Source organism: Rhizobium sp. BK491, assembly GCF_014194925.1.
In the GTDB taxonomy this organism is placed as follows: Bacteria; Pseudomonadota; Alphaproteobacteria; order Rhizobiales; family Rhizobiaceae; genus Rhizobium.
Window position 1 is genome coordinate 249,450 of sequence record NZ_JACIAR010000005.1, and the last position, 20,553, is coordinate 270,002.

21 protein-coding genes are annotated in these 20,553 nt (G+C 60.3%); 6 read left to right on the forward strand and 15 right to left on the reverse strand.

Annotation, left to right across the window (positions count from 1 at the left end):
- The first annotated feature begins 226 nt into the window (after positions 1 to 226).
- On the forward strand, positions 227 to 994 hold the full coding sequence (locus tag FHX05_RS23030; protein ID WP_246699053.1) for a MipA/OmpV family protein: 768 nt from the start codon (positions 227 to 229) through the stop codon (positions 992 to 994).
- On the opposite strand, the gene FHX05_RS23035 is transcribed toward FHX05_RS23030, so the two are convergent.
- From FHX05_RS23035 to FHX05_RS23090, 12 genes are all read right to left on the reverse strand, one after another.
- On the reverse strand, positions 935 to 2,275 hold the full coding sequence (locus FHX05_RS23035) for a cyclopropane-fatty-acyl-phospholipid synthase family protein (RefSeq protein ID WP_183874749.1): 1,341 nt from the start codon (positions 2,273 to 2,275) through the stop codon (positions 935 to 937). The genes FHX05_RS23030 and FHX05_RS23035 overlap by 60 nt on opposite strands.
- The gene (locus FHX05_RS23040; protein ID WP_183712535.1) at positions 2,272 to 2,700 is read right to left on the reverse strand and encodes an EamA family transporter; all 429 of its coding nucleotides are present in this window, start codon (positions 2,698 to 2,700) and stop codon (positions 2,272 to 2,274) included. The genes FHX05_RS23035 and FHX05_RS23040 overlap by 4 nt, the downstream gene beginning before the upstream one ends.
- Entirely contained in the window at positions 2,700 to 3,848 is a 1,149-nt protein-coding gene (locus FHX05_RS23045; protein WP_183874751.1) for a GNAT family N-acetyltransferase, read from the reverse strand. The genes FHX05_RS23040 and FHX05_RS23045 overlap by 1 nt, the downstream gene beginning before the upstream one ends.
- Positions 3,829 to 4,644 carry an alpha/beta fold hydrolase gene (locus tag FHX05_RS23050; RefSeq protein WP_112336280.1) on the reverse strand — a complete coding sequence of 272 codons (816 nt, stop codon included), beginning with the start codon at positions 4,642 to 4,644 and terminating at the stop codon, positions 3,829 to 3,831. The genes FHX05_RS23045 and FHX05_RS23050 overlap by 20 nt, the downstream gene beginning before the upstream one ends.
- On the reverse strand, positions 4,634 to 5,506 hold the full coding sequence (locus tag FHX05_RS23055; protein ID WP_112606592.1) for a fatty acid desaturase: 873 nt from the start codon (positions 5,504 to 5,506) through the stop codon (positions 4,634 to 4,636). Before FHX05_RS23055 ends, FHX05_RS23050 begins: the two co-directional genes overlap by 11 nt.
- Complete coding sequence (locus FHX05_RS23060; protein ID WP_015341516.1) at positions 5,503 to 5,856, reverse strand: EamA family transporter; 354 nt, start codon at positions 5,854 to 5,856, stop codon at positions 5,503 to 5,505. The genes FHX05_RS23055 and FHX05_RS23060 overlap by 4 nt, the downstream gene beginning before the upstream one ends.
- Positions 5,853 to 6,806: an arginase gene (locus FHX05_RS23065; protein ID WP_112399514.1), complete on the reverse strand. Its 954-nt coding sequence runs from the start codon at positions 6,804 to 6,806 to the stop codon at positions 5,853 to 5,855. Before FHX05_RS23065 ends, FHX05_RS23060 begins: the two co-directional genes overlap by 4 nt.
- Positions 6,807 to 6,810: 4 nt before the next feature.
- Complete coding sequence (locus tag FHX05_RS23070) at positions 6,811 to 8,229, reverse strand: aminotransferase class III-fold pyridoxal phosphate-dependent enzyme (protein ID WP_015341518.1); 1,419 nt, start codon at positions 8,227 to 8,229, stop codon at positions 6,811 to 6,813.
- A gap of 20 nt (positions 8,230 to 8,249) precedes the next feature.
- On the reverse strand, positions 8,250 to 8,933 hold the full coding sequence (locus FHX05_RS23075) for an MtnX-like HAD-IB family phosphatase (RefSeq protein WP_112606594.1): 684 nt from the start codon (positions 8,931 to 8,933) through the stop codon (positions 8,250 to 8,252).
- Between the two features lie 103 nt (positions 8,934 to 9,036).
- Positions 9,037 to 10,413, reverse strand: a complete 1,377-nt coding sequence (locus tag FHX05_RS23080) for a HAMP domain-containing sensor histidine kinase (protein ID WP_183712540.1) — start codon at positions 10,411 to 10,413, stop codon at positions 9,037 to 9,039.
- On the reverse strand, positions 10,410 to 11,066 hold the full coding sequence (locus tag FHX05_RS23085) for a response regulator transcription factor (protein ID WP_041678005.1): 657 nt from the start codon (positions 11,064 to 11,066) through the stop codon (positions 10,410 to 10,412). Before FHX05_RS23085 ends, FHX05_RS23080 begins: the two co-directional genes overlap by 4 nt.
- 162 nt (positions 11,067 to 11,228) lie before the next feature.
- Positions 11,229 to 12,086, reverse strand: coding sequence for a LysR family transcriptional regulator (locus FHX05_RS23090; protein ID WP_112606596.1), 858 nt, complete (start codon positions 12,084 to 12,086; stop codon positions 11,229 to 11,231).
- Between the two features lie 103 nt (positions 12,087 to 12,189).
- On the opposite strand from FHX05_RS23090, the gene FHX05_RS23095 reads away from it, so the two are divergent.
- Positions 12,190 to 12,618, forward strand: a complete 429-nt coding sequence (locus FHX05_RS23095; RefSeq protein ID WP_112336275.1) for a VOC family protein — start codon at positions 12,190 to 12,192, stop codon at positions 12,616 to 12,618.
- Positions 12,619 to 12,665: 47 nt separating this feature from the next.
- Here FHX05_RS23095 and FHX05_RS23100 read toward each other — a convergent pair whose 3' ends face one another.
- Positions 12,666 to 14,168: a PLP-dependent aminotransferase family protein gene (locus FHX05_RS23100; protein ID WP_246699054.1), complete on the reverse strand. Its 1,503-nt coding sequence runs from the start codon at positions 14,166 to 14,168 to the stop codon at positions 12,666 to 12,668.
- An 88-nt stretch (positions 14,169 to 14,256) separates the two neighbouring features.
- On the opposite strand from FHX05_RS23100, the gene FHX05_RS23105 reads away from it, so the two are divergent.
- From FHX05_RS23105 to FHX05_RS23120, 4 genes are all read left to right on the forward strand, one after another.
- Positions 14,257 to 15,120 carry a DMT family transporter gene (locus FHX05_RS23105; RefSeq protein WP_183874753.1) on the forward strand — a complete coding sequence of 288 codons (864 nt, stop codon included), beginning with the start codon at positions 14,257 to 14,259 and terminating at the stop codon, positions 15,118 to 15,120.
- Between the two features lie 83 nt (positions 15,121 to 15,203).
- Entirely contained in the window at positions 15,204 to 15,668 is a 465-nt protein-coding gene (locus FHX05_RS23110) for a nuclear transport factor 2 family protein (protein ID WP_183874934.1), read from the forward strand.
- Position 15,669: 1 nt separating this feature from the next.
- A complete protein-coding gene (locus tag FHX05_RS23115) occupies positions 15,670 to 16,233 on the forward strand; it encodes a TetR/AcrR family transcriptional regulator (protein WP_183874755.1) in 564 nt (187 codons plus the stop codon).
- A gap of 279 nt (positions 16,234 to 16,512) precedes the next feature.
- The gene (locus FHX05_RS23120; RefSeq protein WP_183874757.1) at positions 16,513 to 17,838 is read left to right on the forward strand and encodes a glucoamylase family protein; all 1,326 of its coding nucleotides are present in this window, start codon (positions 16,513 to 16,515) and stop codon (positions 17,836 to 17,838) included.
- Positions 17,839 to 17,923: 85 nt separating this feature from the next.
- Here the strand turns inward: FHX05_RS23120 and FHX05_RS23125 are convergent, their stop codons facing one another.
- Together FHX05_RS23125 and FHX05_RS23130 are read right to left on the reverse strand one after the other, a co-directional pair.
- Complete coding sequence (locus FHX05_RS23125; RefSeq protein WP_183874759.1) at positions 17,924 to 18,913, reverse strand: Ldh family oxidoreductase; 990 nt, start codon at positions 18,911 to 18,913, stop codon at positions 17,924 to 17,926.
- Positions 18,914 to 18,993: 80 nt separating this feature from the next.
- Positions 18,994 to 20,529 carry an aldehyde dehydrogenase family protein gene (locus FHX05_RS23130; protein ID WP_183874761.1) on the reverse strand — a complete coding sequence of 512 codons (1,536 nt, stop codon included), beginning with the start codon at positions 20,527 to 20,529 and terminating at the stop codon, positions 18,994 to 18,996.
- Positions 20,530 to 20,553 lie beyond the last annotated feature (24 nt).

Below are 20,553 nucleotides of genomic sequence, written 5' to 3' on the forward strand. Positions count from 1 at the left end.
GATGGTCGATGGGGGCGTTAGCAATACAGAAGCGTTCAGGCTGGTGGTCAGGCGCCATGTCTGCCGTCAAACTTTCTACTGTTTTCCAAGCCGCGAGCTGTGCTACTAGAGCTGCAGGGGCGATCAGGCATCAGGTGTTTTCAGAGTGTTAAATGTTGGGACATCTTTTTCCGCCCGGCCGTCTGTGCTGGCCGGAACGGGACTGCTGGCAGCGTTCATAGTCGGTATGTTCCCGGCCTCATCCAGAGCGGACGATACTCCTAAATCCTCAGCTGAGACCTGGGTCGTCACGCTTGGTGCGACGGTTGAATATGGCCCGAGCTATGAGGGATCGAAGCATTATACCTTCGGCGCCCTGCCCTCATTCGACATCCATCGTTTGGGTGAGGCGCAGGAATACAGCGCGCCTGACGATAATTTCGATTATCAGCTCTTCGATCTCGGCGGCGTCGAAATCGGCCCGGTTGTCGGACTGCGGGACGACCGCTTCGACATCAACGATCTGCACCTGCAAAGCCAGCGCAGGGTCCGCTGGAATTTCGATGCGGGCGGCTTCGCCCAATATTGGCTGATGGACAATCGGCTCCGGTTCCGCACGGAAATACGCCAGTCGCTTTGGGGCGGCGATGGTCTGGTGGGCGATTTTGCCCTCGACTGGTTCCAGCCGCTCGGAGACAAATGGCTCCTGTCCGCCGGCCCTCGCCTGTCGATGGCAAACTCAGTCTATATGCGCACCAACTTCGGCATCTTGGACAGTGAAGCTGCCAGACATGGCCATATCAATGCCTTCGATGCCGGTGCCGGCGTGAAATCGGTCGGCTTCACCGTGGCGGCGACCTATACGATCTCGCCGGAATGGAGCGTGCAGGTCTACGGGAAATATAACCGCCTGGTTGGCGATGCAGCCGACAGCCCGATCACCTCGCGCTTCGGCTCACCCGACCAGAACATCATTGGCTTCACGCTGAACAGAACCTTCAACGTCAAGTTTTGAAGCGCTCTTCGCTTCATTCTCGGCAATATAGTTGCGCGTTAGCGGAATGATATCGTTTCGCTTAGCAATCTGGATTTGGAATACGACGAGGTCCTCGTAGCGGAAGGCGGCCTCCGCCGTCGAAAGATAATATTCCCACATGCGGCAGAAGCGCTCGTCATAGAGCTTGGCGGCGTCGCCCCAACGCGCCATGAAACGCTCCCGCCACGCCTCCAGCGTCTTGGCATAATGCAGCCGCAGCACCTCGACATCGGTGATGGCAAGCCCCGCCGCCTCGATCTCCGGTACGATCTCGGACAGCGCCGGAATATAGCCGCCGGGAAAGATGTATTTGTCGAGCCACGGCGTCGTGAAGCCGGGCGTCGCCGAACAGCCGATGGTGTGCAGCACCATGATGCCGTCATCCTCGAGCAGTTCAGCGCATTTGCGGAAGAAGGTGCGATAAGACGCCAGCCCGACATGCTCGAACATGCCGACGGAAACGATCCTGTCGAAGCGGCCGGTCAGGCTGCGGTAGTCCCTCAGCGCGAACTGAACCTCTGCCGGCGTTCCGCCCGCCCTGTCGGCCACGCGTTTCGACGCATATTCATGCTGCTCTTCCGACAGGGTCACGCCGAGCACGTAACCGCCCGGTGCATATTCGGCCATATGCAGCGCGAGGCCGCCCCAGCCGCAGCCGATATCGAGGATGCTGTTGTTCGGCTCGATCAAAAGCTTGGCGGCGAGATGCCGCTTCTTGGCAATCTGCGCATCGTCAAGCGATTGGTCCGCATGCTCGAAATAGGCGCAGGAATATTGCCTGTCCGGATCGAGGAAGAGTTCGTAGAGCCTACCGTCGAGATCGTAGTGATGCGCGACATTCGCCTTCGATCGCCCCGGTAGGTTGCGATGGCGGAAAATCCGCAGCTTCGTCCTGATATGATCGATGATGCGGGCAATGAGGGGGTGGGTGCTGTTCTGCCCTTCGCGCAGCATCATCGCCACGAAATCGTAGAGCGTACCCTGCTCCACGATGAAGCGGCCATCCATAAAGAGCTCGCCAAGCCGCTTATCGGCATCGATGAGGAGCGCCCATTCGGCGCGGTCGTCGGTGAAACGGACACGGACCGGCTTGCCGGTGCCGTCGCCAAAGGTCAGCACACGGCCGCTTGCCGTGGTCACGGTCAATGCGCCGCGCGTCACGATCGAAGACAGCGCGCGCTTCACGCACCAGTCCACAACACCGGAGAAAAGGACATTGCTCTTGCCCTTAGAGCGGTTTTCAGCTGGAGAACCGGTCATCTTCCATCCTTACCGGCGCTGCTGCGCAGCCCGTCATGCTTGACATGCCAATCGTCACGCTCTTCCGGCGTCGCGTTGGCTCCGGCGATCAACCAGACGCCCAGGAGGATCAATCCGCTGCCGACCACCTGCAGGGCGACGACACGCTCGCCGAAGACGAACCAGCCTGTCGCGATGATCAGCACGTAGCTAATACCGGAAAGCGGGAAGGCGCGGCTGAGATCGAGTTCGGCAAGCACGTTCATCCAGATGAAGAAGGTCACGATCTCGACGGCGATGGCTGCCAATATCCAGTAGGAGGAGAGCGCTTGCCACAGCCAGCTTTCCGCGTCCCCGGCGTTCATCTGCTCGGCTCCGAGCTTGATGAAGAATTGGAACAGGGTATTCAGCACCGGTACGGCAAGCCAGGAAAGACGCATCGGCATTACACATCCGCCTCATCTGTCGAGAACAGCGGCGATACCAGTCGCAACAGTCCCTGAAGGAAAGGATTGCGATGGCGGAAATACATCGCATTGGCCGTCAGTTTGCTGCCGAGCCGCACCTTGTTTTCATAATAGGCCTGACCGCTCTGGTACCGGCTTAATCCATTGTCGAGGCAATAGCGCAGATTGGTGAACCAGCTCAGGAAATAGAGATTGTAGGGCCGGCCCTTTTCGCCATCCATGCAGAAGAACTTGTCGATCGCCACGCGCTCGTCATGGACGATCAGATTGGCGGCCATGAGCTTGTCTTCGACAAAATAGAAGGCGCAGAACGAGCGGCCGCTCATCCGGTCGAGAATGCCCTGGAAATAGGCGGGCGTCAGTTCTTCGAACTGCCATTCGCTGCGATTGCGCGTGTCGTGATAGAGCGCCATGACCTCAGGCAGGAATTCGCCGAAATCCGTCCGAATCTCGACCCTGACCTGTTCGAAGGATTTCATCTTGCGGCGCATGTCCTTGCGCGTGCCGGACGAAAGCCTGGCGAGATATTCGTCGATCGTCTTGAAATCGATATCGAGCCAGGCCGTCGGAAGGCCGCCGATCGTGGCATAGCCGCGCGCGGCAAACAGCGCACCGAATTCGGCCGATGTCGGCTCCGGAATATCCTTAAGCCCGATCAGCCCGCAATGCTCGGCCGCGGCGACCTGCTCGAAAAAGGACAGCATCTCGGCCAGCAAGGCGCCGCGTCGCTCGCCATCGACGTCGGGATGAAAGCCGATCGCCCCCGTTTCCGTGCAGGGTGAACCCAGGCAGGCAAGGCGCAGCTTCAGGAACTTCGGAAAATAGCGCTGGACCTTGCGCATGGACCGGCGCAGGAAGCCTTCCTCCAGCGTGGTGTCGAGGGCATAAAGGCAGAGAAAGGCCGGCATGGCTGCGCTGACCCGTCCGCCTTCCGTGACGGTGATGTAGCGCCATTCAAACCCTTCGAGACCGGCCTCCTCGATCGCCAGCAGGCAATCATAGTCCTCGACTTGACCCGGGAAACACGCATTCCAGGCATCGCGGCCGATGGCGCGGATGCTGACATGAACTTCGGCCACCGGATCGCCCATCGGCTGCGGCGGGACTTTAAGCAGCGGCTGCGACATGACGCGCCTCGAAGAAATCGGCCGTAAAATCGGCCACCTGACGGTGCTGCCGGTCGACATGGATCATATGATAGCTGTCCGTGATCCATTTCAGTTCGTGCGGAGCGCCGATATGCTCGGAAATGTAACGGGCATGCTTCGGGCTGGCGAGATCGTCATCCTCGGCATGCAGGATCAGCGTCGGCGTCTGCATCCGCGGCAACAGGCTGCGAAGAGCCTTGCCCAGCCGGTGCATCTCGACCAGACCTTTGCCCGGGAATTTTTCCAAAACGCCTTCGCTCGCCATGCCTTCGATCAGCCGGCGCATGCGCTCGTCCTTTATCCCGAGCGAGGTCGTCTCGCTGAAGTTCAGCCGATCGAGGAACGGAACGCGCGACAGCCAGCCGATCTGGGAGGCCAGCAGCGGATAGTAGAAGGGAACGTCCCAGCCGTCATAACTGAAGCAGGGAGAATAGATCGCCACCGCGCTGATGGTTTTCTTCTGCTGTTCGGCGGCCAGCATCGCCAGCTTGCCACCGACGCAGATGCCGGCCGCAAAGACTTCCTGCGTTCTGGATGCAAGAAATTCCGATGCGCTGACGACAGAGGCTAGCCAGTCTTCCCAGCTCGTTCCGCGCAGGGTCTTCGCATCGACGCCATGGCCTGCGAGCAACGGCGCATAGATGCTGTAGCCCCTGCGGTTGAGGTGACGGGCCACCAGCTTCATTTCGGCCGGCGCTCCCGTCAGACCGTGAATCAGAAGAACGCCTTTGCCGTTTGAGCCCTCCATGAAGAAGCTCAATTCGTCAGCTTTCATGAGACAGCTCCGACTGCCGATTTTCCTTGGCCATAAAGCCAAGAGCATGGCAGGTGCTGATCACATGCGTGCCATTCTTTTCTTGCTCGTCCTTGATCTGCTCATGCAGCGCCTGGAGTTTCGTCCAGTGAGTCCGCGGGCGATAATGGTGCTCAGCATGATAGCCGTTGCCGAACCAGAGCCAGTTGTAGAAGGATTTGTGGCTCGAAACGCCCCAGGCGATGGGCTCGTCCGGATCGCCGTTCAGATGTTCGTAATAGCCGTTCAGCGACGACAGGCAGTTGCCGATATAATAGAAGGGCACGAAGAACAGCACCGCCTTCCAATCGTAGATCAGCGCGAGCGCGGCAAGGCCCAGGAAGAAATAGAGTTCGAACCGTCCCCAGGCCGCATCGAAGGGGCGGTTGCGGGCGATCGCCTTGTGGATGTCGCCGAGGCTGTCGCGGAAGAAGCTCAGAAACGTGTAGGACCAGACGTTTTCCGGCTGGCCGTCGCGGCCATGGCGATAGATCGACAGCAGATCGATAGTGTCGCCTTTCTCATCCGGCCGGTCGCTGTTGCCGGAATGGTGGCGCATATGCACCCAATGATAATAGGTCTGCGAGAAACCGATCGCGACCGATTCCAGCAGGCTAAAGCCGTAGTTCATCCAGCGCGGCTTGAAATAGGGCGTATGGATGAAGTTGTGCGATATGCTGTTGATGTTCCAGGAGATGGAAACGGCATAAAGGCAGCCAAGAATGGCGGAAAGCCAAAGCGGCCGGCTTTCGAAGCCGACGATCAGATAGACATCGAAGGCGAGATGGGCGACAGCGGCCAGAACCGGTGCCAGATCCCATCGGGTGTGCGCAAAGATTTTCATAGTCCTGTAACTCCCACGCAGGCCACACCGGCGGTGACGAGGAACACGCCCGTCGCGTGGCGCAGGTTGATGTTTTCCTTGAAGATGACGGCGCCGGCGAGCACGATGACCACATAGCTCAACGCCATCAGCGGAAAGGCGATGGTCAGGGGGACGCGCTCCAGAACGGCCGTCCAGGCGAAAAGCTCAACGGCCCAGAACAGAATGCCGAGCCAGGTGATCGGCTTGGCCAGCGCCGAAAGCAGGGCGCCTTCGCCGGCCGTTTGCTTAAAGCAAACTTCGCGGGCCGTCTCCGCGAGTATGCAGAATAGGATCAGTCCCAGCATGGGAAGTGTCAGGCTGCCAGTCATTCCATGTACTCCGCCAGCACCTCCAGCAGCGCATGATTGGCTGCGCTGTTGATGTTTCTCATCGTTTCGGCGCCCTGGCGCATACGCGGCTGATCGATGAAGATCTCCGCGCGCTTCATGAACTGCATCCGAAGACTGCCAGCATAACTCGGGGTCGAATAATCCCCGATGACATCGGCGCCGATGATGCGGTGACGGCTGCCAATTTCGCTGATGAGGGAGAGGAGATAGGGCAGCCGCATGCGGCCCTGATCCCAATTGGTAACGGCATCGTCGGCGGCCAGCACGTCCTTGTCGATCGTCACATAGACCGCCTCGGTGCGAATACGGCTGAGCATGTGATCGATGAAATTTTCCTCGCCGATTTCGGCGATCGACTTCCAGTGCAGCGCCCCCCCTTCCTGGCGGTAGCTGGCCCCATTGCCATAATCGGCCAGGACGCGGCTCGGCGGATGTTCGTAAGGGTAGAGTTCCAGCTTGCCGTCGCCGAGCCAGTGCAGATTGGCCCCCTTGCGCTCCGGGCTGCGAAGATCATGGCTGCAGACGCCGATCGTGATGACCTTCTGGATGCTGGGATTGGCAAGTGCGCTGTTGACCCAGGAGCCGCAGTGCAGTCCGCCGTCGAACTTGACCCAATCCGGATGATTGTCGAAATGGATCAGCGTGGCCGCGCTGGACTGCCGCTCGAGCGCGTCGTCGAGCAGCAGGGCGGTGATATGATGGAAATCACCGGAGCCCATGAAGCACAGTTGCGGCGTCTTGCCCGTCGCAGGCCTGTTCTTGACGATCTCGCGGCTGAGATCGTCAAGAGCACCCTGCTTGCTCCACAGCCGAACCTGCTGGCCGGCATTCTTGCCGAAATACTGGTACGCGCCTGCGAATTTGCACGCGCGTACGAAGTCGGGCTGCAACTCCAAAGCATCATCGAGATGAAGAAGCAGCAGTTGCACCGTCTTATCTCCGGGCCGCGCGCGTCAGAAGCTGATCGAGAAGCGCAAGCGCCAGATCGATCTCTTCGCGGGTGATGAGCAGGTTCGGAGCAAACGTGATGACGTTCTTGTGGTAGCCGCCGACGTCAAGCACGAGGCCATAGGTCCTGCCGCCGACTTGAAGATCGCCCTTCATGCCTTCGTCGCACATCCAGTCCAACGTCGCCTTGTCGGGCGTGTAGCTGTCGTCCTTGCAGATTTCCATGCGCAGGGCGAGACCGAGACCATCGACCTCGCCGACGGTGGCGTGGCGCTTCTGCAGCTGCTTCAGCCCGTCGAGGAAATGCGCGCCCTTTTCCATGATCGCAGCGCCGAAATCCTGCTCTTCCAGCATCTTCATCGTTTCGAGCGCAACGGCAGTCCCCATCGGGTTGCTGGCGAAGGTCGAATGCGTGGAGCCGGGCGGGAAGATCTCCGGATTGATCATCTCTTCGCGAGCCCAGACACCGGAAAGCGGGTTGAGGCCGTTGGTGATCGCCTTGCCGAAGATCAGCGCATCCGGCGAAACGCCGAAATGCTCGATCGACCAGAGCTTGCCGGTGCGGTAGACGCCCATCTGGATTTCGTCGACGACGAGCAGGATGCCGTGATCATCGAGCACCTTCTTCAGTTCGACGAAGAAGTTCATCGGCGGAATGACATAGCCGCCCGTGCCCTGGATCGGCTCGATATAGAAGGCCGCATATTCGGACTTGCCGGCCTTCGGGTCCCAGACGCCGTTATATTCGCTCTCGAACAGGCGGGCGAACTTCTGGACGCAGTAATGTCCGTATTCTTCCTTCGACATGCCCTTCGGGCCGCGGAAGTAATAGGGAAATTCAACGAATTGGGCGCGATCGCCGAAATGGCCGTAGCGGCGGCGATAGCGATAGCTCGAGGTGATCGCCGAAGCGCCGAGCGTGCGGCCGTGATAGCCGCCCTCGAAGGCGAACATCAGGCTCTTGCCGCCGGTATAATTGCGCACAAGCTTCAGTGAATCCTCTACGGCCTGCGAGCCGCCGACGTTGAAATGGACGCGGCCCTTGTGACCGAACTTGCGCTCCGCATCCTGGGCGATCATCGCCGCAAGCTCTACCTTTTCGCGGTGCAGATATTGCGAGGCGACCTGCGGGAGACGGTCGAGCTGGCGGTGCGCGGCCTCGTTCAGGCGCTCGTTGCGATAGCCGAAATTGACGGCAGAATACCACATCTGCAGATCGAGGAACGGCGTCCCGGTCCGATCGTAGACATAGGAGCCTTCGCATTCTTCGAAGAATTTCGGCTTGTCCATATAGTGAACCGTGTCGCCATGGGAGCAATAGATCTCCTCAAGCGCGCGCAATTCCTCTTCGGAGCGGACGGACTCGGTCTCACCGCTGAAGGCTTCGGCTACATTCGTTTTCATTCAATGCCTCTCGGTCTGTTTTACGCTGTCTTGAAATGCGGCAGCGTACGGGAGCGTCGCTCGACGCTCGGGAGAACGGCTTCCATCTTTGGAAGCAGGTCGGAAAAATCTGCGAAACCGACATAGGGAATGCCGTTTTCCTCGCAGTAATCGACAAGCTTGGCCTTGGCGAAAACGAGGTCGACCTTGTCGGAAACGCAGAAGTCGCTTCGCCCGTCGCCGATGTAGACCTGAAGGTCATTGCTATCGACGACGCGGCATTTGCAGACACCGGCGCCGGATACGCAGCCGGTTGCCGTAAACGGCGGAAACAGCGAATAGGATTCGCGGCCCTGGGAAACACTGCAGGTCAGCACATTGGCGACGATCGGCAGGCCCTCGATGCCATGACGCGCCAGGATGCGCCGGATAAAATAATCCACACCATCGCTGACAATCGTGACAGGCAATTCGCCGCGACGGCAGAAGGACAGGAAAGCCTCAAAGCCGGGATCGATCGCCAGCGTATCGAGAAACCGGTCGAGCTCGCCTCTATTTGCTTCGATGAGAGCGATCTGCCGGCGCATGCATTCGCCGGAGCCGATCTGCCCCTGCTTCCACAACTGCTCGATATCTTCCCACTCGGAACCGGCGAAACGGGTTAGCACCATATCCGTCGCGTCTTCGATGGATACGGTTCCATCAAAATCGCAAAACACCTGCATGAAATACCCCTTCGCCTTATCTTAAGTTGCGTCTAACAACCTCAGATGAGCCGGGCATGAGCGGAAAATGATGCGAAAATGAAAAACGACGAGGCCGTGAGTTTTAGCTGAGCGGCAATCTCAAATCGACCTGGAGACCGCTACCCAGACGGGACGAAGAGAGATCGACGGTTGCCGAAAGGCGGTCTGCAGTATCCGCGACGATGGCAAGCCCAAGTCCAGCCCCTTCGGTATGCAGCGTATGCAGGCGGTAGAAGCGTTGGAACACCGCTTCCCTTTCATGCGGCGGAATGCCGGGGCCGCTATCGCTGATGGAAATGCAGGCAAAGCCATCCTCCGAAGCGATAGAAACTTTGATTTCCCCTCCCGCAGGCGTGTATTTGATCGCATTGTCGAGCAGATTGGTGACGAGCATGCGCAGCAGCGCCTCATCGGTTCTGACCTGGATCGCCTCATCGCCTTCCAGCACGACGTCGAGCTCGCGGCTGGTGATGATATTGCCGAGCTCGGCAATGAGCGACGCCATCCAGTGATAAAGCTCGATCGACGTGAGATTAAGGGGGTGGTGACTGACCCTGGCGAGCCGCAGCAGCTGTTCGATAAGATGAATGGTGCGGTCGTTGCTGGCCACGAGATCGGAAACGATCGCCTGCCGCTCCTGATCGCTGTCGCTGTTTTCGAGCATCCGCAAAAGCAGCTTCACGCTCGCCTGGGGCGTACGCAGCTGATGCGCAGCAAGATCGGAGAAGCGTCGCTCCAGCGTCAGCGACTGGCCGAGCTTTTCCAGCAGCTGGTTGATCGACCGACCAAGCGGCAGCAGATCGCGCGGCAGCTCTTCAACGGGAATAGCCGAGAGATCATCCGGCGATCGCGTGCGGATCTGCCGCACCAGCCCATGAATCGTGCGCAGGCCGCTATTGATGCCGAGCCAGATGAGAAAGCCGATGACCGGCACAAGCATCAGCAGCGGAAAAAACAGATTGAGGAGAATGTTGGAAACGAGCGTTTCGCGAAGCGCAATCTTTTCGCCGAGTTCGATTACAATGGTCGTGTTCGGGATCGGCAGCGAATAGACACGCCATTCGTCGCCGCCATAGGTCAGCGTGGTAAAACCCACCTTCTGCTGCGGGACGTCGGAGAGAAAGGCCGTGCTGCTATAGAAGCGGATATTGCCGTCGACCCAGGCGCGGAACATATGCGCATCGGCATAGTCATCAGCGTCTTCGTTGAAAGCCAGCTGATTGTCCATGTTGAAGTCGATATCGTCGATCTGCTTGGCGCCATGGTCGGGATTCTTTTCCAGCGGCCTGCGCAGCAGGCTCCAGATCACGTTGGCATCGTCGATGAGCTGGGCATCGTAGATATTGTTGATCTCCCGCGTTGCGCTGTTGAAGGCGAAGGCGGCGATCACGACGATCGTCACCACGACGACCGGCGCGATGCGCAGAAACAGCTTGCGGGTAAGCGTGGAATTGTTCATCGCTCGATCATGTAGCCGACGCCGCGGATCGACTTGATGAAATCGGTGCCGAGCTTCTTGCGCAGATTGTAGATCGTCACTTCGATCGTATTGCTCTCGACGGTGTTTTCCGCGTCATAGAGCGCATATTCGATATCGTTCTTCGTCACGTACCGGCCGCTGCGCTCCATGAGCAGCTTCAGGAGATGAAATTCTTTCGCCGTGGTATGGACCTGCACATTGTCTTTGCGAGCCACCATGGCCGAGGGGTCGACCTCCACGTCGCCGCAGCGGATGACGCTTTCGGTCCGCCCGTCACGCCGGCGGATGAGCGCGCGCAGCCGCGCCAGCAGCTCGTCGAGATCGAACGGCTTGACCAGATAGTCGTCGGCGCCCTCGTCGAGGCCTTCGACCTTCTGGCGCACGGAATCCATCGCCGTCAGCAGCAGCACGGGCACGGAATTTCCCCGCTGCCGGATACGCCGCAACACCTCCATGCCGCTTAGCTGCGGCAGATTGATATCGAGCACGATCGCCGCAAAATGCGAATGCGCCGCCGCTTCGAGGCCGGATTCGCCGTCGCGCATCCAGTCGACGCCGTAAGCGTGCTTTTCCAGCGCCTTCTTCAGCGACGAGCCCAGGATATTGTCGTCTTCAACAAGCAGAACGCGCACGACCGACCTCACATAGCGGTGTATTCCAAAGCGGATGTGAGCCGCAATTGGAGCGACCATGTGGCAAAGCTATGACGGATATTTTCCGCCTGGCAAGAGTTTCAAGAAAAGACGGCACTCCTGCAGACGGCTCGGAGGAACGGTTTTGCGCCGAATATGGCCTCATTGCTGCGTCGCCATCAAGCATTCCGCAAGACAGATTGCAGCTGGCGTGCTCTCCTGCGGCTGCAATATCCCTATCTCGCGATAAAACCCCGGTTCGGATAAGGGCACCATGCGGATCGGCGCCACCGGAGGAGGGCTGCCGTCGACAACAGGCAGAAGCGCCACCCCGAGCCCATGCCCGACCAATGCGGCAATCCCGGCGATATCGTCGACCTCCACCGATTCACGCGGAACGATCGAATGCGATCGCAGGAAGCGGTCGACCTGCCGCCCTCCGAAAGAGCTGCGATCATAGCGGATGAAGGGCTGCTCGCGCAGCAGCGTCCGCCAATCATCGCCCTGCAGCTTTTCGGGAACCGCAAGCACGTAGGGCTCGCGCACTAGGGGCCGCCAGATGAGATTCTTGGGCAAACCGAAGGGTGGTTCTATGAGCACGGCAAGATCGAGTTCGCCGGCATCGAGCAGGTCGAGCAAATGCAGAGAGACCCCTGGGACAACGCGAAGATGATGATTTGCGAATCGCAGACGGAAGGGGCCGAGAGCGCGGGCAAGCAACGCCGATTGAACGGAAGCAATGGCGCCGACGCGCAGCTCGCCGCCCGAAGCCTCGTCGACGGGATCGGCGATGTGCTCGAACATCGCGATAATGCTCTTGGCGCGCTCGAGCGTTCTAAGCCCGGCAGCATTCAGTGTCGCGGAGCGGCCCGTTCGCTCGAACAATTTAACGCCAAGCCTTTCCTCGAGCCGCTTCATCTGTCCGCTGACGGCGGCCTGCGTCAGGCCGATCCGATCTCCTGCCGCAGCAAACGTTCCAAAGCGGGCGATAGCCACAAGAGTTTGAAGTTCCGCAATCATGATTCATAAATTTTCCTGTATCTCAACATCACAATATACCGTTTTTCATAGAGAAAAATGTATCTTATTCATTGCTGCATCAATTCGCTTCTAGGAGACGATCATGAGCGCAGCACCGCTTCATCCCTTCCACCTCGCATTTCCCGTCAACGATCTCGCCGCGGCGAGAACCTTCTATGGCGGCCTTCTCGGTTGCCCCGAAGGTCGCAGTTCGCCTGATTGGATCGATTTCAACTTTTACGGCCATCAGATCGTCGCCCATCTGGCGCCGGGTGAAACGACCGACGTGGCAGCCAATGCCGTCGATGGCCACGGCGTTCCGGTACGCCATTTCGGCGTCGTTCTGTCGATGGAGGAATGGGAGGCAGCCGCCGAGAAGCTGACGAAAGCCAACATAGAATTCGTCATCAAGCCCTATATCCGCTTCCGGGGCGAGCCGGGAGAACAGGCGACCATGTTCTTCAAGGACCCGAGCGGCAATGCCATCGAGATGAAGGCTTTCGCCGACATCAACAGTCTCTTCGCCAAATAGGGATCAAGCCGGCGACAGGAGCGGCCGCCACGGTGGAAACCCGCCGGTCAGGAAATGCTCGTGTCGCCGGTAAACCTCTGGGCTGCCGTAAGACCGCTCGCAGCGGCATCCTTGCGTATCGCCCGCAGCTTTCGCATGGACGCTTCCAGCACGTCGAAGATCCGGGGATCGGCCGATTGTGCAACGTTGAACCGCATGAAACGGCCCGCCGTCTCCGACAGGCTGAAAACATTTCCGGGCGCGAGGATGACCCCTTCCGCGAGGCAAGCACGGGCAAGATCGGCGGCATCAAGCCCTTCCGGAAGCCTGCACCAGAGAAACATGCCCGCATGCGGCTTGAGCCACGGGACGATACCGATCGCTTCCAGCCGGGCCGCAACCTCATCCATCGCCTTTGCAAGCCGGACGCGCAGCGCCTCGGCATGCTTGCGATAACTTCCATCCTTCAGCGCGAGATAGACGAGCTCGGCCGACACTTGCCCGCAGCTGAAGCTGCTGGCGACCTTGAGATCGACGAGATCGTCGATCCACTCGGGCTTCGCGGCGATGAAGCCGCAGCGAATGGAGGCGGAAAGCGTTTTCGAGAAACTGCCGATATGGATCACCCGGTCCAATCCGTCATAGGCGGCCAGACGCGGCGCCGGCACCTGCTCGAAATCGGCGAAAATATCATCCTCGATGATGATGAGCCCGGAAGCATCCGCCAGCTTCAGCAGCCGATGCGCCGTGACGGGGGAAAGCGCCGCACCGGTCGGATTGTGAATGGCGGAATTGGTAATGTAGAGCCGCGGCTTGTACCGTTCGAGCACTTGGCCGAACAGCTCGACATCCGGCCCAGTCGGTGTGAAAGGCACGGAAACGACGTTGGCGCGATGCGCGCGCAGCAGGGCATGGAAATTGAAGTAGCAGGGATCGTCGACCACGACGGTATCGCCGGGTTCCAGCAGGAATCGGCAGAGAAGATCGATCGCCTGCGTGCCCGATTCCGTCAGCATGATCTGATCCGGGGGCACGTTGATTCCATGTTCGCCCAGGCGGCGGGCGAGCAGCTGCCGCAATGGCGGCAGGCCGAGCGGTGTCCCGTAATTCGCAAGCACTCCGATATCGCCGCGCGCCAGCGTTCGCATCGCCTTGCGCAGGGCCGCCTGCGGCAGCCATGAAGGCGGCAGCCAGCCGCAGCCCGGTTTCAGCGCGTCGTCGCCGACTTCGAGCGATTGCCGCGAGATCCACAGCGGATCGACATTGCGGCCCGATTTCGCTCCTGTTTCGGAGAGCGACAGGGGCGGCAGCGGCCCGCAGACATAGAAGCCGGATCCCGGCCGCGAGCGGATCACACCCTCGGCCGCAAGCCGTTCATAGGCCTCCACAACGGTCGAAACCGACACCTGCATCGTCTTGGCAAAACTGCGCACGGAGGGAAGCCGCGCACCGGGTACAAGGCTGCGCGCGGCGATGCGCTCTGATATCGCCGCCATCACGCCTTCGATCCGGGTCGTGCCGGCAGCGCCGGTCATCGAGAGATTGTCCATCCGTACTGCACCTTCAACCATAACAGTTCGCACAGATTGTACTGCACCGTCTCTGGTTCGGCCAGATAAATACGCCGATACCCGCGAATATCACGAAGGAGCATGCGCCATGGACAAGACGACGACAGGATGGATCTACGGTTTGACGGGAGTGGTGATCTTCAGCGGCTCTCTGCCGGCGACGCGGGTGGCCGTGATGGATTTCGACCCTCTGTTCCTGACCGTTGCCCGAGCCGTAATCGCCGGCCTTCTGGGTCTTGGCCTGCTGCTCGCTTTTCGTGAGAAGCGCCCGACCCGCGGCGACATCGTCTCGCTCGTCATCGTCGCCCTCGGCTGCGTCGTCGGCTTTCCGCTCTTGACGGCATTGGCGCTGAAGCATGTCACCTCGGCGCATTCGATCGTCTTCATCGGATTGCTGCCGCTAGCGACCGCGATATTCGGCGTGATGCGCGGCGGCGAGCGGCCGCGCCCGGCCTTTTGGATATTCTCCATCCTCGGCAGTGCGCTGGTCTGCAGCTACGCGCTGGCGCAGGGCGTATCGGCCTCGCCGGTCGGGGATCTCCTGATGCTTGCAGCCGTGATCGTCTGTGGCCTTGGCTATGCCGAAGGTGCCGTGCTCTCGCGCCGGCTGGGCGGCTGGCAAGTCATCTGCTGGGCTCTCGTCCTGTCCCTGCCCGTCACCATCGCGCTCTGCATCATGACCATGCCGCACAGCATTGACGGCATCGGCGGACCTGCCTGGTTCGGCCTCATCTATGTCTCGCTTTTCAGCATGCTGATCGGCTTCATCTTCTGGTATCGCGGGCTCGCCCAGGGTGGCATAGCCGCCGTCGGCCAGCTGCAGTTCCTCCAGCCCTTCTTCGGCTTCGCGCTCGCCGGAGCCCTCCTCAAGGAAAGTGTCAGCTGGTCGATGCTCATCGTGACCCTCGCCGTTGTCGCCTGCGTCGCCGGAGCGCGAAAATTCGCCCATTGAGTCCATCACCCGGCATATCGCGGCACTTGATCTTCTAAACCGATCGGTCTATAAACGACAAATCGGTTTAAAAGGAGTGCACCATACCGATCCCTCTCGCCCCGCCTTTCACCGCCGAAACCGCAATCGCCAAGGTCCGCATGGCCGAGGACGGGTGGAACAGCCGCGATCCGGAGCGTGTTTCCAAGGTCTATACAGAAGACAGCCAGTGGCGGAACCGCGCCGAATTCCCCCGCGGCCGCAAGGAGATCGTCGAATTCCTGACGCGCAAATGGGCACGCGAACTGGACTATCGGCTGATCAAGGAACTCTGGGCCTTCGAGGGCAATCGCATCGCCGTGCGCTTTGCCTATGAATGGCATGACGATAGCGGCCATTGGTTCCGTTCCTACGGCAACGAGAACTGGGAGTTCGATGCCGAAGGCCTGATGCAGCGCCGTTTCGCCTCCATCAACGACATGCCCATCAGGGAAGAGGACCGGAAATTCCACTGGCCGCTCGGCCGCCGGCCGGACGATCATCAAGGCCTCTCCGAGCTCGGCCTTTAAGATGGTGCGCAGCGTCTTCGAAAAATCCGACGCCATTGCCCTCGTTGCCGAAGTCTATCGCGAGCTCGGCTACGAGGGCGCGTCGATGAGCGAAATCACCGCCCGTACCAAACTGTCCAAGGGCAGCCTCTATCACTTCTTTCCGGGCGGCAAGGAACAGATGGCCGCCGAGGTCATGGCCAATATCGACGCATGGTTCGTCATGGAAATGTTCAGGCCGCTCGAAGAGGAAGAGCCGCGTGCCGCCATCGCCCGCATGTGGGAGACAACGGATAGCTATTTCCGCTCCGGCCACCGCGTCTGCCTGATCGGCGCCTTTGCGCTGGACGAAACACGCGACCGCTTTTCCACCGCCATCCGAGGCTACTTTCATCATTGGATCGAGGCGCTTTGTGGCGCTTTGCTCAGGGGCGGCGTGCCAAGTACCGAGGCGAAAATGCTCGCTGAAGAAGCTGTCATCGGCATTCAGGGCGCGTTGACGCTTGCCAGAGCCCTTGAAGATGAGACGGTGTTTGGCAGAACCTTGGCGCGGCTGAAGCACAGGCTGGAAACTGCCCTCGGCTAAAGCCATTTCATTGACGCGAATCACTGAACTATCGATGCTTCGCCCTCGCCGAATGCGCTCGTACCATTAGCTATTCCTCCACTTTTGCTAGCGATCTCCGCGAAAATCGCCTGGAAAGGGCATCTCCAGCCTCTCGATGTTGGGGATGACTACCTCAACAACCCACTGATATTAAAGAATCCTCCACAAAAGTATGTCATCGTTAATCATCTTTGATTTGCAACTATCCAAGCTCCCATGTTCAGCAGGGAATGGGAGCATCGAGGAGATGGATAGAAGATGCTGCAGCAGGTAAACGAAACCGACGACGCGCTGATCGACCAATTGCAACGCTCGGCGTTCGACTATTTCATGCTCTATACCAATCCGGAAAACGGACTGGTGGCGGATACGTCGATCAAGACGAGCCATTGCAGCATTGCCGCCGTCGGCTTCGCGCTATCGAGTTATCCGGTGGCCGTCGAGCGCGGCTGGATCAGCCGCGCCGATGCGGCAAAACGGGTGTTGGCCGCCCTCGATTTCTTTGCCGACAGCCAGCAGGGCACCGAACGCGGCGCCACCGGCCATCGCGGTTTCTATTATCACTTCCTTTACATGGAAACCGGCAAGCGCGCCTGGAACAGCGAACTTTCGACGATCGATACCGGTCTGCTGCTGCTCGGCGTCTTGACAGCCGCCGCCTATTTCACCGGAAACAGCCAGGTCGAGCGCGATCTCCGCAAGCAGGCGAAATTTCTCTATGAGCGTTGCGACTGGCATTGGGCCTTGAACAAGGGCCAAACCATCAGCATGGGCTGGAAACCGGCCAGCGGCTTCCTGCGCTGGCGCTATCAGGGCTATGACGAGGCGATCTTCCTCTATTTGCTGGCGCTCGCCTCGCCGACGCATGCGATCCCATCCTCCAGCTACGACGCCTTTGCCTCGACCTATACGTGGATGATGTTCAAGGACGCGCCCTTTCTCTATGCCGGGCCGCTGTTCATCCACCTCTTCTCGCATGCCTGGATCGATTTCCGTGACATCCGCGACAAGCACGTCGCCGACAAGGACACCGATTACTTCCGCAATACGCAGGCGGCAATTGCGGTGCAGCGCGATTACACCGAGCGCAATCCCGGCCATTTCGTCGGCTATACGAAGGACATCTGGGGCCTTTCCGCCTGTGACGGCCCGAACCCGACTGGCACCAAACATAGCCTGCGCTATGCCCCGAAGGTCTTCGGCTATGCCGCCCGCGGCGCGCCGCTGGGTCCCGACGACGGCACCATCGCCCCATGGGGGCCGCTGTCCTGCCTGCCGTTCGACCGCGAAGCGGCGCTCGATGGCACGCGGGCGCTGCTTTCAACCTATCCCAACCTGCTGCTCGACGGCCGCTTCCCCGGCGGCTTCAATCCGAGTGTGAAAGGCCCCGGCCCGGAAGGATGGGTGGACGACCGCTCGGTGGCGATCGACCAGGGGTTGCTGGTCATGATGATCGAAAACGCCCGCACCGGCATGATCTGGGACCTGATGCGGCAATCTCCGATCCTCCGCACCGGCCTCGAACGCGCCGGCTTCACCGGCGGCTGGCTGGACGAAAAGAAGGTAAAGCCTGCCATCGCTTGATCTGCCGATCGCGGTGGCCATCAAATGTCTCTGTCAACACAGCCAATGCCTGTCTGGCCACTCACCCGACCATCATCTCAGCCCCTCAAAGCCTCTTTATCGCGGCAATCACTTCGTCCTCGACATCGATACCCTCGCTTAGCGCAAGACGCCGTGCGCTTTGCCCGCGCCGGCCGGGCAGGCGAACATTCGGGTCGCGGGTGATTTCGCCTGCCAGCAAGGCCAGCCGTTGTGCCGTATCCACGGCACTCGTCGCCTCCGGATTGATGGCAATGATTGTGTGCCCGAGCGCCGGCGGAGCGCCTTTGTCGTCGAAGAGCGAGGAAGCCTCGAAGGCATAGTTGGCGCCGGTCAAGCCAGCCGCCAGAATTTCGACCATGAAGGCAAGTGCCGCACCCTTGACATCGCCGGCCGGGACCATCGTCCCGGCCAGAGCCTCTTCGGCATCCGTGGTCGGCCTGCCATCGCGATCGAAAGCCCAGTCCGCGGGGATCGAAGCGCCCTGCTGCCGCGCCGCCATCACCTTTCCGCGTGCCACCTTGGACAGCGCGAGGTCGATGACAACAGGCTCGTCGCCAGGAAGCGGTGCGGCGAAAGCGATCGGGTTGGTGCCGAAAACAGGCGTCTTGCCGCCCCAGGGCGCCATAGAGGCCGGCGCATTGGCGACCATCAGCACCACCAGCCCTTGATCGGCAAAACGCTCGACCGTCAGGCCCATGACGCCGGCATGATGCGAACGGCTGATGGCGGCAAGTGCGATACCCTGCTCGCGGGCGACAGCCGGCAGCTCGGCAACGGCAAGGTCGAGTGCGGGATAGGCATAGCCGTTGCCGGCATCGATGCGCAGCACGGCAGGAGAAGGCCGGCTGAGCTGCGGTTGAGCGAAGCCATCGACCTTACCAACCTTGGCCTGTCCGGCATAGGCAGGCACGCGCCGCAGCCCATGACCGCTCTGCCCGGCGGCCTCCGCTGCGACGAGCGCGACCGCCACCGAGCGGGCATTCGCATCGCTCACCTTGTTTCGCCGCAGAGCCGCCACAACAAGCGTTTCGGCTTCGGCGAGCGACAGGTGCATGAGACAAGTTCCTGAACAAGATGAGGGGGTAAGGACCTTCTACGCCGTCATTCGCCCCATCGCAACGCAGCAAAGTGCCATTACGCCACGTCGAACTTGACGCCCTGCGCCAGCGGCAGCGTGCGGCCGTAATTGATCGTGTTGGTCGCCCGGCGCATATAGGCCTTCCAGGCATCCGAGCCGGACTCGCGGCCGCCGCCAGTTTCCTTCTCGCCGCCGAATGCGCCGCCTATCTCGGCGCCGGAAGGGCCGAGATTGACGTTGGCAATGCCGCAATCCGAGCCGCGCGCGGACACAAACGTCTCGGCCTCGCGCATGTCATTGGTGAAGATGGAGGAGGACAGACCCTGCGGCACGGCATTATGCAGCGCCAGCGCTTTATCGAAATCGCTGTATTTCATCACATAGAGAATCGGCGCGAAGGTTTCCTGCTCGACGGGACCGGTCTGCTCCGGCATTTCGACGAGAGCCGGGCGAACATAGAAGGCATCGGCTGAACCGTTTTCGACGCGTTCGCCGCCGGTGACCTTTCCGCCGGCCGCCTTTGCAGCGGCAAGCGCTGCCTGCATGCCGTCGAAGGCATGTTTGTCGATCAGCGGGCCGACCAAAGTGCCGGGTTCAAGCGGATTGCCGATCGTCACCGAACCATAGGCCTTCTGTAGGCGCGGAACGAGCTGATCGTAAACGCTGTCATGAACGAAAAGGCGGCGCAGCGTCGTGCAGCGCTGGCCGGCCGTACCCATCGCGGAAAAGGCGACGCCACGCAGGGTGAGATCGAGATCGGCCGTCGGGCAGACGATGGCTGCGTTGTTGCCGCCGAGCTCGAGGATGGCGCGGGCGAAACGGCCGGCAAGACGTGGACCGACCGCGCGGCCCATGGCGGTCGATCCGGTTGCCGAGACCAACGGCACCTGCGGATGATCGACCAAAAGCTCACCGAGATCGCGGCCACCGATCAAAAGCGTCGAAAGATTGGCCGGCGCCTCGCCGCCCTCGGCGACATAGCGCTTCAGTGCCTTTTCAAACAGAGCCTGTACGGCAAGCGCCGTCAGCGGCGTCTTTTCCGACGGTTTCCAGATGGTGGAATTGCCGCAGACGATGGCAAGCGCCGCATTCCATGACCAGACGGCGACGGGGAAATTGAAGGCCGAGATGATTCCGATCGCCCCTAGCGGATGCCAGCTTTCCATCATCCGGTGCTCGGAGCGCTCGGTGGCGATGGTCAGGCCATAAAGCTGACGCGAGAGTCCCACAGCGAAGTCGCAGATATCGATCATCTCCTGCACCTCGCCAAGACCTTCAGAAGTGATCTTGCCGACTTCAATCGAGACGAGCCGGCCAAGGGCGGCTTTGCCGGCGCGCAGCTCCTCGCCGAGTAGACGGATCAGCTCGCCGCGCTTCGGCGCCGGCACATTACGCCAGGACAGAAACGCCGCGTGCGCCGCCGCGATTGCCGCCTTCGCCTCACCGGCCGAATGCTCCTTCAGCCGGCCGATTTCGGCGCCGGTCACAGGAGAGGTGACGGCAAGCGTTCCGCCGATGTAACGATCGGCCGATACGCCGAGCTCCGTCAATATAACCTTGGTTTCGGCGGCAAGATCTGATGTCGCGGTCATCTTGTTTCCTCTTCCCGTAATGTT